The sequence below is a fragment of the Methyloglobulus morosus KoM1 genome (genome assembly GCF_000496735.2).
Lineage (GTDB): Bacteria > Pseudomonadota > Gammaproteobacteria > Methylococcales > Methylomonadaceae > Methyloglobulus > Methyloglobulus morosus.
In genome coordinates, this window is record NZ_AYLO01000036.1 from 1 (window position 1) to 13,484 (window position 13,484).

The 13,484-nt window shown below is 48.2% G+C and carries 15 protein-coding genes; 9 read left to right on the forward strand and 6 right to left on the reverse strand.

What is annotated here, in order from left to right; all coding sequences use genetic code 11:
* Positions 1 to 158: 158 nt before the first annotated feature.
* From MGMO_RS04815 to MGMO_RS04830, 4 genes are all read left to right on the forward strand, one after another.
* Positions 159 to 566 (forward strand): BON domain-containing protein, encoded by a 408-nt coding sequence (locus MGMO_RS04815; RefSeq protein ID WP_023493912.1) that lies wholly within the window; start codon positions 159 to 161, stop codon positions 564 to 566.
* A gap of 17 nt (positions 567 to 583) precedes the next feature.
* Positions 584 to 1,105, forward strand: a complete 522-nt coding sequence (locus MGMO_RS04820; protein ID WP_023493913.1) for a hypothetical protein — start codon at positions 584 to 586, stop codon at positions 1,103 to 1,105.
* 5 nt (positions 1,106 to 1,110) lie between these two features.
* Complete coding sequence (locus MGMO_RS04825; RefSeq protein WP_023493914.1) at positions 1,111 to 1,602, forward strand: ferritin family protein; 492 nt, start codon at positions 1,111 to 1,113, stop codon at positions 1,600 to 1,602.
* 366 nt (positions 1,603 to 1,968) lie between these two features.
* On the forward strand, positions 1,969 to 2,454 hold the full coding sequence (locus MGMO_RS04830; RefSeq protein WP_023493915.1) for a Spy/CpxP family protein refolding chaperone: 486 nt from the start codon (positions 1,969 to 1,971) through the stop codon (positions 2,452 to 2,454).
* A gap of 179 nt (positions 2,455 to 2,633) precedes the next feature.
* Here MGMO_RS04830 and MGMO_RS19885 read toward each other — a convergent pair whose 3' ends face one another.
* A complete protein-coding gene (locus MGMO_RS19885) occupies positions 2,634 to 2,852 on the reverse strand; it encodes a hypothetical protein (protein WP_161808464.1) in 219 nt (72 codons plus the stop codon).
* A 185-nt stretch (positions 2,853 to 3,037) separates the two neighbouring features.
* The gene (locus MGMO_RS20865; protein ID WP_023493917.1) at positions 3,038 to 3,166 is read right to left on the reverse strand and encodes a hypothetical protein; all 129 of its coding nucleotides are present in this window, start codon (positions 3,164 to 3,166) and stop codon (positions 3,038 to 3,040) included.
* Positions 3,167 to 3,331: 165 nt separating this feature from the next.
* Here MGMO_RS20865 and MGMO_RS04840 point away from each other — a divergent pair, with 165 nt between their 5' ends.
* Positions 3,332 to 3,697, forward strand: a complete 366-nt coding sequence (locus MGMO_RS04840; protein ID WP_235557234.1) for a hypothetical protein — start codon at positions 3,332 to 3,334, stop codon at positions 3,695 to 3,697.
* A 291-nt stretch (positions 3,698 to 3,988) separates the two neighbouring features.
* Entirely contained in the window at positions 3,989 to 4,204 is a 216-nt protein-coding gene (locus MGMO_RS04845) for a hypothetical protein (protein WP_036306933.1), read from the forward strand.
* Here MGMO_RS04845 and shc read toward each other — a convergent pair.
* Positions 4,190 to 6,154, reverse strand: a complete 1,965-nt coding sequence (shc, locus tag MGMO_RS04850) for a squalene--hopene cyclase (RefSeq protein WP_023493920.1) — start codon at positions 6,152 to 6,154, stop codon at positions 4,190 to 4,192. The genes MGMO_RS04845 and shc overlap by 15 nt on opposite strands.
* Positions 6,155 to 6,458: 304 nt before the next feature.
* Positions 6,459 to 9,008, reverse strand: coding sequence for a bifunctional aconitate hydratase 2/2-methylisocitrate dehydratase (acnB, locus tag MGMO_RS04855; RefSeq protein ID WP_023493921.1), 2,550 nt, complete (start codon positions 9,006 to 9,008; stop codon positions 6,459 to 6,461).
* Positions 9,009 to 9,249: 241 nt separating this feature from the next.
* On the opposite strand from acnB, the gene MGMO_RS04860 reads away from it, so the two are divergent.
* Positions 9,250 to 9,558, forward strand: a complete 309-nt coding sequence (locus MGMO_RS04860) for a type II toxin-antitoxin system HigB family toxin (protein WP_023493922.1) — start codon at positions 9,250 to 9,252, stop codon at positions 9,556 to 9,558.
* Positions 9,559 to 9,577: 19 nt separating this feature from the next.
* Entirely contained in the window at positions 9,578 to 9,982 is a 405-nt protein-coding gene (locus MGMO_RS04865) for a helix-turn-helix domain-containing protein (RefSeq protein WP_023493923.1), read from the forward strand.
* Between the two features lie 37 nt (positions 9,983 to 10,019).
* Here the strand turns inward: MGMO_RS04865 and MGMO_RS04870 are convergent, their stop codons facing one another.
* Together MGMO_RS04870 and MGMO_RS04875 are read right to left on the reverse strand one after the other, a co-directional pair.
* On the reverse strand, positions 10,020 to 10,826 hold the full coding sequence (locus MGMO_RS04870) for a dienelactone hydrolase family protein (protein WP_023493924.1): 807 nt from the start codon (positions 10,824 to 10,826) through the stop codon (positions 10,020 to 10,022).
* A gap of 94 nt (positions 10,827 to 10,920) precedes the next feature.
* On the reverse strand, positions 10,921 to 11,931 hold the full coding sequence (locus MGMO_RS04875; protein WP_023493925.1) for an isocitrate/isopropylmalate dehydrogenase family protein: 1,011 nt from the start codon (positions 11,929 to 11,931) through the stop codon (positions 10,921 to 10,923).
* Between the two features lie 252 nt (positions 11,932 to 12,183).
* Between MGMO_RS04875 and icd the strand changes: the two genes are divergently transcribed.
* Complete coding sequence (gene icd, locus MGMO_RS04880) at positions 12,184 to 13,476, forward strand: NADP-dependent isocitrate dehydrogenase (protein ID WP_023493926.1); 1,293 nt, start codon at positions 12,184 to 12,186, stop codon at positions 13,474 to 13,476.
* Positions 13,477 to 13,484: the final 8 nt, after the last annotated feature.

Genomic DNA, 13,484 nt, shown 5'->3' on the forward strand with positions numbered 1-13,484 from the left:
TAGCCGTAGGCGTTGGTTTCCTTTTAAGCCGGTTGATGAGCGGTCGCTAGAGTTTGTCGTTAGGCATAGTGGGTTGTCAATCGCTGCATAAGAAGGATAAAGCCAGTATGGATGCCCTTCTATGGGCTTAAAAATCACCCTCTACTAAGGAGATAATAATGTTGACACGATTATTGTTAGTTATATTCACAACAGGCAGTCTGTTAATGATGACCAGTCCTATCCAAGCCGAGCACGATACCGCAACCTATTTGGCGGCCAATGGTTCGCCCTTGGAAAATACCCAGCGCAATGTCCGCGACAAGGATGGCACGACCTTAACCCCGGATGACCAAAAGGGCGACAAAAAGGACATCAAGATCACGAGCAAGATGCGTAAGGCATTGATTAAAGATAAGTCGTTATCGGTCAATGCACACAATATAAAAATTATTACCAGCAATAGGGTAGTGACCTTACGCGGGATTGTTGAATATGCAGGTGAAAGCTTGGCAATAGAAAAAATCGCCAAAAAAATTCGAGGTGTATTGCGCGTTGATAACCAACTTGAAATTAAAGCGCCTTAACGGCCTAGGAGAATGTCATGACTAAAGCAGTTTTTTGTATCGCAAAAAGTACCGAACAAGCCGAACTTATCGTCAGTAACCTGAAGACGGCTAAGTTTTCAAACAATGATATATCGGTGTTGTTCCCAGACAAAGGCAGCACTCGCGATTTTGCCTATGAAAAGCATACCAAAGCACCGGAAGGTGCGGCTATCGGTGGCGCAGTAGGTCTTGGTTCTGGTGCTGTGCTTGGCTGGCTGGCCGGGATCGGAAGCCTGGCTATTCCGGGCATTGGCCCATTTATCGCCGCAGGGCCTATCATGGGTGCATTGAGCGGTGCGGCAGTCGGCGCGGCTGCCGGAAGTTTGGGCGGTGCTTTAATCGGGCTTGGTATCCCGGAATATGAAGCCAAGCGTTATGAAGGAAAAATCATAGGCGGATGCGCCTTGATTTCCGTACATGCCGCAAGCAGCGAAGCCATTGACCAAGTGAAAGAGATCTTTGAACAGGCCAATGCTGAAGATATTTCATCGACTGAAGAAGCATCAGTCAACGCTTAAACTTGATGATGCAATTCCGCGTCATCAAGAAAATTATCACCGAGGACTTTATTATGCACAACATTAAAACAATCGAAAAATTACTGAAAGATGAATTGTCAGCGACAGAAACTTATCAACAAGCCCTGGAGAAATTTCGGTTGCCTGGAGGACAGTTCGTAGCAAATTCATTGACGCCAATTTTGGGAGCCCATAAAGGGGCGGTTTCCAGTTTAGAGGCACTTATGACTAAACTAGGTGGAACGCCGCAAAAAGGTACAGGAGTTTGGGGTAGTTGGGCGAAATTAATCCTGGAAGGCGCAAGTTTGCTGGGCAAGCAATCGGCAATAAAGGTTTTGTTGGAAGGCGAAAAATCTGGGGAAGGGGACTATGAAGCAGCACTTAAGGACACCACGCTGTCTTCAGAAGCCCGTACTTTAATTGAAACGAAGTTGCTACCTGCGCAACAATCGCATATACGCTCTTTGGATAGGCTGTTGGATGCAACGCCCGCTTAAGGTTTCTCGTTTGAGAAAGTAACGTTTAATTTACGTCGGCGCGAAACCTCAATTTTGTTCGCGCTGACATATTATTAGTTATTATACAAGGTAAGAAAATTATCAATAGAGGGTGATTTAAAGGATTGCTTCGTATATTTAGTCGTATCACGGATATTACCCAGCCTCTTGGAGGTTATGCGTAGTCAATTCCCCTCAGATTTCAGCCCAGCACCTCAAAAAGGCAACTGGGAAACCTATATTTAAATTAGGCGGCCTTGTGAACAGAAGGTCGCCTGAAGGTGGAGATTATCGCCCTCAAATCAAATGGCATACCCTGTAATTTGCATGGGTGTCCAGAAACCTAAACCAACTTGGAGAACAAACATGAAACAAAGTGGTATTCAATTCAATCTTGCAAGCGCGCGGCTTATTGGTGTAGCGATTCTGGTCGCTACTCTGGTTTTCATACCGGGTACGGTTTTTGCTGCCGCTAAAGTCGCTCATGAAGATCGCGCCGAATTGCGCATCAAGGACATGCACGCCAAATTAAAGATCACCTCGGCACAGGAAGAACATTGGGCCAAGGTCGCCGAAGTTATGCGCACCAATGGTAAAACCATGGACACGCTTACTCAGGCAAGGATTGATCATGCCAAGGACATGAACGCAATTGACGATCTCAAATCCTACGGCGAGATTGCTGAAGCCCATGCGGACGGGATCAAGAATTTAACCCCCTTGTTTGCCGATCTCTATGCCAGCATGTCCGATGCACAGAAAAAGGAAGCGGACACCTTGTTCCGCCATGGTTATCGCGAGCATGGCGACCATAAGCACAAGCATAGCCACAAGAAGACGAGTGGCAAATGATTAAGAATACGGTTTTATTATGTCGGGGAAAATTCAATTCCCTGGCTCATAACCTCATCAAGCACCCCTGAAAAGGAAGGCCATTATGAAATCTTTAATACCACAAGAGAGGCACTTTATGTCAACCTACAGCAAGGTTCTGATAGTGCTTGCAGTTGCATCGGCAATAAGTGTTTTGTCTATATCGTCGGCACTCGCCGACCATGGCAACGGTCATGGCCGTGGGAATCGGCACAACAACCACGGCGGCAATCAGGGATGGCGCGGCGATCATGATGGCTATAGGTATCAGCCAGGGTATCGGCAGCAGCCTTATGGCTACGGTTACGGGAATCGACAACCCTACTATAACTACGCGCAACCTGTTTACGTTCCACCGCCAGTGTACTATGGGCCAATGCAATCGCCCGGCGTCAGTTTGTTTTTTCCGCTTAATATTCGTCAGTGGTAGGTGTCGAGTGACCGAAAGTAACAACGATTAAAAACAGGTTTGGCTCCGGGGAGGGTATCTGCCTCTATCTGTCCAACACGGATTATGGACACAAATATAGATCATGAGGGTCGATACCGTCCGCATGGACAATTAACTCTTGCGCCGTGCGGACGTGCCGTAACCGATTGCAAAAATTGGATCGCATAGCTGTTGCAAAGGGTGTGTGAGTGCTGTCGCATCTTCTACAAACTCAAAACCCTCGCCTTGGGATTCATCCATTTTTATTAAAGTCCCATTCAGGCTATTACGTACGCAAACGCACAGACTTGGTTGAAAAGTTCACGTAGCTTATAAGCTCTATAGTTAACAAAATAAAGGAAATTACCATGAAATATTCGAAAATGTTTATCGTAGTACTGGTTGCCCTAGTGATGGTTGGATGCATTGCAGGTCCTGCAGGCCCTCCTGGGCCGCAAGGCGCAACCGGATACACCGGTTACACCGGCGCAGCGGGAGGCACAGGAGCAACTGGGGCAACCGGGTACACCGGAGACACTGGCGCAACCGGGGCAACTGGGTATACTGGCGCAACAGGTGCAACCGGATACACCGGCGCTACTGGAGGTGCGGGAGCACCCGGAGATACCGGCGCAACTGGAGCAACCGGTAACACAGGTGCAAAAGGAAATACGGGCGCAAGAGGAAACCCGAATGGCAGAACTGTCGTTATCGTACCGGATCGTTAAGCTTAGTAGATCGTCGGGCATCATCTATTTGTTGCCCGACATTTCCCAGAATCCCCTCAAATGAAAGAAACGCTTTCGGATGTGACTAAGCGAAAATTAGCTGAGGCTGAACTCCGTATCCTTGCAACTGCCATCGAAGTAAAAGAAGACGACGCGTCGTAGGCGGGGGAAGCACAAAAAATCATCCAGTGCCTTAAATAAGGCATTAACTTACATAACAGGTTACAGTGCCGAAGAAGTGGTTGGTAAGCCCGCGCCTTCTTCGGCTCAGGTTTTTGCATGACTTGGAATTCTATCGAATTAAATCCGCATCAATAGCGCCAAATGGTTATTGGCAAGGAGAAATCTGGGATAAGTGTCGAGCGGTGATTTGTCACCGGTTTGGCAAACCATTACTGCTGCCCGAGAGGCTGATGGGGAAATTACGCATTATGCCGGTTTTTCCGTTGACATAACAGTACAAAAACAGGCTGAAAAGGTGCTGTTGAAACCCCACAGCCGATTGGAGAACCAAATGGCGTCAACATTAAAGAAATTCGAGAAAAGTTATGTTGCCTTATCCCACGGTTAGGCATTCATTACGGTAACGGGCTAACGCCCAAAGCGGAAAGAACTTATCGTAACCGTGGTATTTCAGGTAAAAAACCTTGGGAAAGCCGGGGGCATTAAAGCTTTTATCTTTCCAGAAACCGTCGGATTGCTGGTTTTTCAATAAGTAATTGACCCCAGACTCAACTTCAACACAACCCACTTCACCCGCCGAAAGCAATGCCAAGAGCGCAAGTGCGGTATGAAATGCAGTGCTGGTATGGAATACGCCACGGATATTTTTGCCGTGATAACTGTAATTGTCCTCACCCCAACCGCCGTCGGCACGTTGTTTGGATTTTAACCAAGTCACGGCTTTGCGTATGCTAGGGTCATTCCTGGGTACACCTGCGGTTTCAAAACCGATTAGGACAGACCAGATGCCATAAATATAATTGGTACCCCAGCGGCCAAACCAGGAGCCGTCTGTTTCCTGTTCCTTACGCAAAAAAGCGATACAATTGTCAATAACTGTCTGGTATTCAGGGTGTTGGTTAACAATCTTAGCTAGGAACATAACACAACGCCCGCTGACATCGGCGGTTGGCGGGKCGAGCAAGGCACCATGGTCGGCGAACGGAATGTGGTTGAGATAATGATGCGTGTTGTCGGCATCAAAAGCGCCATAACCGCCATTAGTGGACTGCATACCCGCAATCCAAATACCTGCACGCCCGATATTCTCGGCGAACTTCCGGTTATCGGCCTGAACCATTGCAAGGGCAACCACCGCTGTATCATCAACATCAGGATAATAGCTGTTACCGAACTGGAAAGCCCAGCCACCACCCGGGAGGTTGGGGCGTCGATTCTGCCAGTCGCCCGGTTCGTCCTTTAACTGCTTGGCTGCCAGCCAGTGCAATGCAGATCTAATGGCTTTTTGGGTTTGGGGATTGGATTCATAGCGGTCAACTTCTTGGAGAACTAAAGAGCTTAGCCCGGTATCCCATATCGGAGAAACGCAGGGTTGGCAGTAGGCCATATCATCCTTAATGACCAGTAAGCGATCAATGGCTGCCCTGGCGACCTGCCGTTGTTCATTGTCGACAGGGATGCCCAGATAATCCATAGCTAAATAAGCATTGACCATTGCTGTAAAAATTGCCCCGAGACCGTTGTAACCGTTCAATCTTTCCAAAAACCAATCTCGCGCTTTGCCGGTAGCCCTGCGGCGGATAAGGCTGGGGATTAGCGGTTCCATCAGCCGACCTATGCGTTCGGCAATAAGAATCGTCTTGCCTAGCGGTGTTTTGACGTGGGCGAAATAATTTCTTTCCTCGTCCGGCGGAATCACAAACAGTTCGGCAATACCGATATTATGAGGATTTCTGGCCTTGACCTTATAGGTGCAAAGGATGAACAACGGCACCATCACGGTACGCGACCAATACGACACTTTGTCCAAATGGAACGGGAACCACTTGGGTAGCAGCATGATTTCCACAGGCATGTAAGGTACGCCCCGCCAGGGGATCTGCCCGAACATCGCCATCATGATGCGGGTGAAGACATTGCCCTTAGCGGCACCTCCCTTACCCAATATCCATTCGCGGGCTTTCACCATGTGTGTTGCATTAACTGCATCACCGGCCATTTTCATGGCGTAATAAGCTTTGATGGTGCAGCTGATGTCGCCTGTGCCACCTTTATAAAGGGGATAACTGCCGTCCGCATTTTGTTGGCTGCGAATATAATTGGCAATCTTGACCTGGATGACTTCGTCTATTTCATCCATGAAGTGCATCATCAGGATGTATTCAGAAGGAATCGTGCAATCCGCTTCGAGTTCAAATACCCAATAACCCGCTTCATGTTGCATACCGAGAAGGGGTACCTTGGCTTTGGCAATTGCGCTGTCCAGGGTCGACGTGGAATAAGCGATGCCAGTAAAGGCGGTATCAAGGCTGGAAGGTGAAGAGGTCTCAGTTAGCATGTTTGGTATTCTTTGATGTTACTTTAGGCATGGCGGATGGAATCTGCTTGTTTCTAGTATTGAAGTCGATTGTTATAGATTCGGCCTTTTAATGTCTGAACCGTTCGTGCTGAGCTTGTCGAAGCACACACCGCCTTTCGACAGGCTCAAGGCGAACGGAAACTTAATACTTCACAAGGCCGAATCAATAGATCAATCAAATAAATTATCGTAACTTTATTGGCTTTACGGACTACCTGCGTAGGGAATTATAAACCCTATTATCCCAAACCAAGTTTACGCCCTTCATTTTTCATATTTGCGCTTAACTGGCTTTTTGATAGCTTTCCATCTGGTTAAAATTGAGATAACGATAAGTATCGTCCGCTGTTTCGCCGATGACATCGGCGTATTGCATATATTCTTCCACTGTTGGGATTTTGCCTAATAGTGAACAAACTGCGGCCAGTTCCGCTGACGACAAGAATACATTCGCGCCATTACCTAAACGGTTGGGGAAGTTGCGGGTAGAGGTCGACACCACGGTTGCCCCTTCTTTTACCCGCGCTTGGTTACCCATGCAGAGTGAGCAGCCCGGCATTTCCATTCTTGCACCCGCTTTGCCGAATGCACCGTAATAACCTTCCTCGACCAACTGGTTTTGGTCCATTTTTGTCGGCGGCGCGACCCAAAGCCGCGTCGGCAAATCGCCTTTAAACTTATCCAGCAATTTACCTGCCGCACGGAAATGACCGATATTGGTCATGCAGGAGCCCAGAAATACTTCGTCGATTTTTGTTCCGGCAACTTCCGATAAGGGTTTGATGTCGTCGGGATCGTTCGGGCAAGCCAATAACGGCTCCTTGATTTCATCCATATCGATCTCGATGATTTCGTAATATTCCGCATCGGCATCCGGTTCCATTAGCACCGGATTCGCCAACCAGGCTTCCATATTCTTAATCCGGCGCTCAATGGTACGCACATCCCCGTAACCTTCGGCGATCATCCATTTCAATAAGCTTACGTTGGAGGTGATGTATTCGATGATGGGTTCTTTATTTAACCTTATCGTACAGCCGCCTGCCGAACGCTCTGCGGAAGCATCGGAAAGCTCAAATGCTTGTTCCACTTTTAAATCGGGCAAGCCCTCGATTTCAAGGATGCGACCGGAATAGACATTCTTCTTCCCCTTTTTATCCAAGGTCAGCAAGCCGCGTTTTAAGGCAGCATACGGGATTGCGTTGACCATATCGCGCAAGGTAATGCCGGGTTGCATTGTGCCCTTAAATCTCACCAACACCGATTCCGGCATATCCAACGGCATCACCCCGGTTGCCGCCGCAAACGCCACCAAGCCGGAACCGGCAGGAAAACTAATGCCGAGCGGGAAGCGGGTATGCGAATCCCCGCCTGTGCCGACGGTATCCGGCAACAGCATGCGGTTAAGCCAGGAATGGATGATACCGTCGCCAGGACGGAGCGACACCCCGCCACGGTTCATGATGAAATCCGGTAAGCTATGGTGCATGGTGACATCCACTGGCTTGGGATAAGCGGCGGTATGGCAGAACGATTGCAAAACCAGATCGGCGGAAAAACCTAAACAAGCCAAATCCTTGAGTTCATCGCGGGTCATCGGTCCCGTGGTATCTTGTGAACCGACGGTGGTCATATACGGCTCGCAGTAGGTATTCGGACGCACGCCCGCAACACCGCAGGCCTTGCCGACCATTTTTTGCGCCAGCGTAAAGCCCTTGGAGCTCTCTGCCACTGCACCGGCACGTTTAAATACGGTAGATGCGCCCAAGTCTAACGCCTTGCGGGCACGTTCGGTCAAACCGCGGCCGATAATCAATGGGATCCGCCCGCCAGCGCGCACTTCGTCCAATAACACATCGGTTTTCAATTCAAATTTACAGATCACCTCATCACTACCATGCCGCTTAACTACGCCTTCATACGGATAGATGTCAATTACATCACCCATATTCATTTGGGTGACGTCGCACTCGAACGGCAATGCGCCGGAATCCTCCATCGTGTTGAAGAAGATCGGCGCAATCTTGCCGCCGATGCACACGCCGCCTTCCCGCTTATTGGGGATATGCGGGATGTCGTTGCCCATGTACCACAGCACCGAGTTGGTTGCCGACTTCCGGGACGAACCGGTGCCGACCACGTCGCCGACATAAGCGACCGGAAAACCTTTTTGTTTCAGTTCGGTGATTTGCTGCTCGGCATGGGTGATGCCTTCACGCGGCATTTTCAACATGGCTTTGGCATGCAGCGGAATGTCCGGTCGCGACCAAGCATCCGGCGCAGGCGACAAGTCGTCGGTATTGGTTTCGCCGGTGACTTTAAACACTGATACGGTCAAAAGCTTCGGCACTTCCGGCTTACTGGTAAACCACTCCGCATCCGCCCAGGACTGGATCACCTGCTTGGCATAAGCGTTTCCGGTATCGGCCTTTTCCTGCACATCATGAAACGCATCGAAGATCAGCAAAGTATGGGACAAGGCTTTGACCGCAATCGGCGCCATGTCGTTATTGTCGAGCAATTCAATCAACGGCGCGACATTGTATCCGCCCAGCATCGTGCCCAATAACTCAGTCGCGCGCGCAGACGATAAAATCGGCGAACTGACTTCGCCTTTTGCCACCGCCGCCAGGAATCCGGCTTTAACATAAGCCGCTTCATCGACCCCCGCCGGAATGCGATTGGAGAGCAAGTCGAGAATAAAATCTTCCTCGCCTTTAGGAGGATTCTTGATAAGTTCAACTAAAGATGCAGTTTGCGCGGCATCCAGCGGTTTTGGGGGAACGCCTTCGGCGGCGCGTTCGGCAACGTGATTTCTGTATACTGTCAACATAAATAATATATAAATAACAATAAGTTAAATTTTAAAAATATTAATACTTGCATCATAATCACACCAAGATGATGTTTTTTTAAAAAAGCTTTTCATAAAGTAATAGTTGAATATGAAAATCTATTTCATTAAAAGCTTGAAATTTAATTTTGCTTAATATCTCTATTTGAGATATTATCTAACCATTACTAGCGGGTGCTGATTGCAATGAAAAACAAAAATTATCTATTTAGGAAATCTAATGACACATATTATTTCTTATGGAAGTATCAGCGCTTTCATCAAAAAACACCCAGGCTCAAAAACATCACTTAACACATGGTATCAATTGACCAGCAAAAACAATTTTCCAAACTACAACGCACTAAAAGAAATCTTCCCAAGTGCGGACGTAGTTAAAAACGATAAAGGCGTTTCCTTGACTGTTTTTAACATTCACGGTAATAAATACCGCCTGATTGCTGCAATCCATTATAACCGGAACAAATTATACATACGCGAAATCTTAACTCATGATGAGTACGATAAAGGCAAATGGAAATCAAATTAACCCTTTTCAAGAGGCAAGTATGAATAGCACATTACAAACCATGAAAGAAAGCTGGCAACCCTTGGCCCCGTTGGTTTCCGTGCCTTATACCGAAGCCGAATACCAGGCGCGGATCAACTTGCTGAACGAATTGATCGACGAAGTGGGCGAAAACGAAGGCCACCCTTTGGCTTCGCTGATGGAAATTGTCGGTATCGCAGTTTCCAGCTACGAACAAAACCATTGCTCTATTCCAGCATCAACTCCGCAAGATGTTTTAGCTTATTTAATGGCAGAACACCAATTGAAGCAAAACGACTTGCCGGAAATAGGCAGTCAAGGCGTTGTGTCGGAAATTTTACGTGGCAAACGCCAATTAAATGCCCGGCAAATTCAAGCGTTATCCCTACGTTTTAGTATTTCTGCTGATGTGTTTCTTAGTTAGAATTGAAACCACAAGATGCATTACCAAATTGCAAATCTTATTTAAAAATTTTTTTAAAAAACATCTGCGTTTTCTCCCAGGAATCCTTATCGGCTTTTTCATTATAGGCTAAGGGCATGTTAAACCGTTTAGCGAAAGCGTCGGCTTCCGGATTGGTGAAGCCGTGCTTTACGCCGGGGTAGTCGATAAATTCATAATCTGCACCGATAGATTTCATATCCTGCTTGAAGGCAGCGATTTGTTCTTGGGTAATAAAAGGATCATCGGCGCCATTAAATACCATGATTTTAGTTTTAACCGGTTTCGATACCGGCTGAGTATTGGCGGCAATGCCCAACGCGCCGTGATAACTGACCACGCCCGCCAAATCAGGATTCACTTTTGCCATGTGCAAAACCAAACCGCCGCCGAAGCAATAGCCTATCGCAGCGATTTTACCAGCCTCAACCGTCGACTGCTGTTGCAGCAGTTTAAGGGCCGCATTAAAACGGGCTTCCGCTACCTTCATATCTGCCAATGTGGCTTCCATGAATTTTTTGGCATCTTCCGGATGGTCGGCCACTTTGCCCGTGCCGTACATATCCAGGGCAAAAGCGGTATAACCCAGCTTGGCAAGCATTTCGGCGCGCTTGTTGGCATAGGCGTTATGGCCCCACCATTCATGCACGACCAATACGCCGGGGCGCTTGCCTTTAATACTGTCGTCGTAACTTAACGTACCCTGGAACGGTTGGCCACCCACTTCGTATTTGATCGTTTCGGATTTGATTTCGGCATGTAGGTTTGAATGTGACAACAATAGGGTTGTTATTAGGAATGATGAATAAAAGGTTAACTTGCCCATCGCCTCTGCTCCTGTTATCAAATGGGATGTTCGCGCTTTAGATAGGCTCAGCGCGAACGGTCAGCTTATGTGATTTCAAATATATAAAAATCTTTTACGCCATCGCCCCTACAATCGCATCGCCCATTTCTTTAGTCCCCACTTTGGATTGTGGGTTCAAATCGGGAGTAACGTATCTGCCTTCGTTAACCACTTTTTCGATGGCTGTTTTAATCCGCTTGGCGGCATCGAATTCACCCAAGTGATTCAACATCATTACCCCAGCCATAATGACAGCGGCGGGATTCGCCAGATTCTTTCCGGTGATGTCGGGTGCGCTGCCATGTACGGCTTCAAACAAGGCGGCATCGTCGCCGATATTCGCGCCGGGTATAAGCCCTAATCCACCGACCAAACCAGCCGTCAAATCCGACAGGATGTCACCGAACATATTGGTGGTCACCACGACATCGAATTGTTGCGGATTCATCACCATGTGCATGCACGCGGCATCGACAATTTTTTCGTCAAACTGGATATCAGGATAACGCGCCGCTGTTTCCCGTGCGACATCCAGGAAAATGCCTTGGGTGTATTTTAAGATATTGGCTTTGTGGCAAACGGTGACTTTTTTGCGGTTGTTGTCGCGGGCGTATTTGAAGGCATATTCGATGACGCGCTGGGAACCGCTTCGGGTAACGACCGCCAAGCTTTCGGCAATGTCTTTTTTAGAGGTTAGGTAATGCTCCAACCCAGAATAAAGGCCTTCAGTATTTTCCCGGACAATCACGATGTCGACATCATCGTAGCGTGTCTTAACGCCTTCCCAACTCTTCGCCGGACGGACATTGGCATAAAGTTCGTACTTTTGCCGGAGCGCCACATTGATACTACGAAAGCCGGTGCCGACCACGGTGGTTAATGGCCCCTTGAACGCCACTCGGGTTTTATCGAAAGAAATCATGGTATCGTCAGGAAGGGGCGTTTCGAATTTCTCAAACGCCGACATTCCTGCATAAGCTTCTTCCCATTCGATCTTTGCGCCGGATGCGTCGATTACCTTAACCGCTTCATCCATGATAGACGGGCCTATTCCGTCGCCTTTAATCAGTGTGACTTTATGCATATATGTCTCCAAAAATAATCTGTCGGCAATCTCTCAAAACGCGGCTATTTAAAGCGATTATCCTGAGCGAAAAGGTAAACAATAATAACTTGTTACGGATTATATCCGAATCAACCCGCCTTAGAGTTCAATAATTCATCCCAATTAGCCTTAAATCATGGACACTGTGTATCTTAGGACAAACCAAGTAGCATTTGCTATGATTGAGTCCAACTAATGCCCTGAATAATTCTTACAATAGCAGGAAATCACATGAGCCAAATTATCCGCCCGCCCAATGGCGCACCGATCACTTCACAAAATGGCAAGCTGGTCGTGCCGAATAACCCTATCATCCCTTATATTGAGGGCGATGGTACAGGGCCTGACATCTGGCGAGCCACGGTACGGGTGTTAGACGCAGCCGTAAACAAAGCTTATCAAGGGCAACGCAAAATCCATTGGCTGGAAGTGTATGCGGGCGGCAAATCGTTCGAATTGTTTAACACTTGGCTGCCGGATGAAACTATCGACCTTTGCCGGGAATTCCTGGTGTCGATCAAAGGCCCGTTGACCACGCCGATTGGTGGCGGTATCCGTTCGTTGAATGTGGCCTTACGGCAATTGCTGGATTTATATGTCTGCTTAAGGCCAGTACGTTGGTTTAAAGGTGTGCCTTCCCCCGTCAAACGCCCGGACCAAGTCGATATGGTGATATTCCGGGAGAACACCGAAGACATCTATGCCGGTATTGAATTCGCCCAAGGCAGCGACGAGGCGAAACTGTTCTTTAAATTGTTGAAAGAAAATTTTCCCAAACATTACGAAAAAGTGCGTTTCCCTGAAACATCGGGCATCGGTATCAAGCCGGTGTCACAGGAAGGTACGGAACGGCTGGTTCGTGCAGCTATCGATTATGCGATTGTAAACCAAAGGAAAAGCGTCACTATCGTCCACAAAGGCAATATCATGAAATTTACCGAGGGCGCGTTCCGAACCTGGGCTTATGATTTGGCTGAGCGTGAATATCCTGGGCAAACCTATACTTGGCAGCAATGGGAACTTACCAAGGCCGAGCAAGGCGAAGAAGCCGCCAATGCCGAGCAGAAACAAGCCCTAGCTAGCGGCAAGATACTGATAAAAGATGCCATTGCCGACATCACCTTGCAGCAGGTGTTGACCCGCCCGACGGATTTCGATGTCATCGCCACGCTGAATTTGAACGGTGACTACCTTTCCGATGCGTTGGCGGCGCAAGTCGGCGGTATCGGCATCGCCCCTGGCGGCAATATCAATTACCAAACGGGTACTGCCGTGTTCGAAGCCACGCACGGCACGGCGCCGAAATATGCCAACCTGGATAAGGTCAATCCTGGCTCGTTGATCTTATCCGGCGAAATGATGCTGCGTTATCTGGGCTGGACGGAAGCCGCCGATGCCATCATCAACGCCATGGATGCAACCATTGCCAGCAAGCACGTCACTTATGACTTTGCCCGTTTGATGGAGGGTGCGACGGAAGTCAAGTGCAGCGAATTTGCGGATGCGATGATAAGCAATATGTAGGAGAGAAA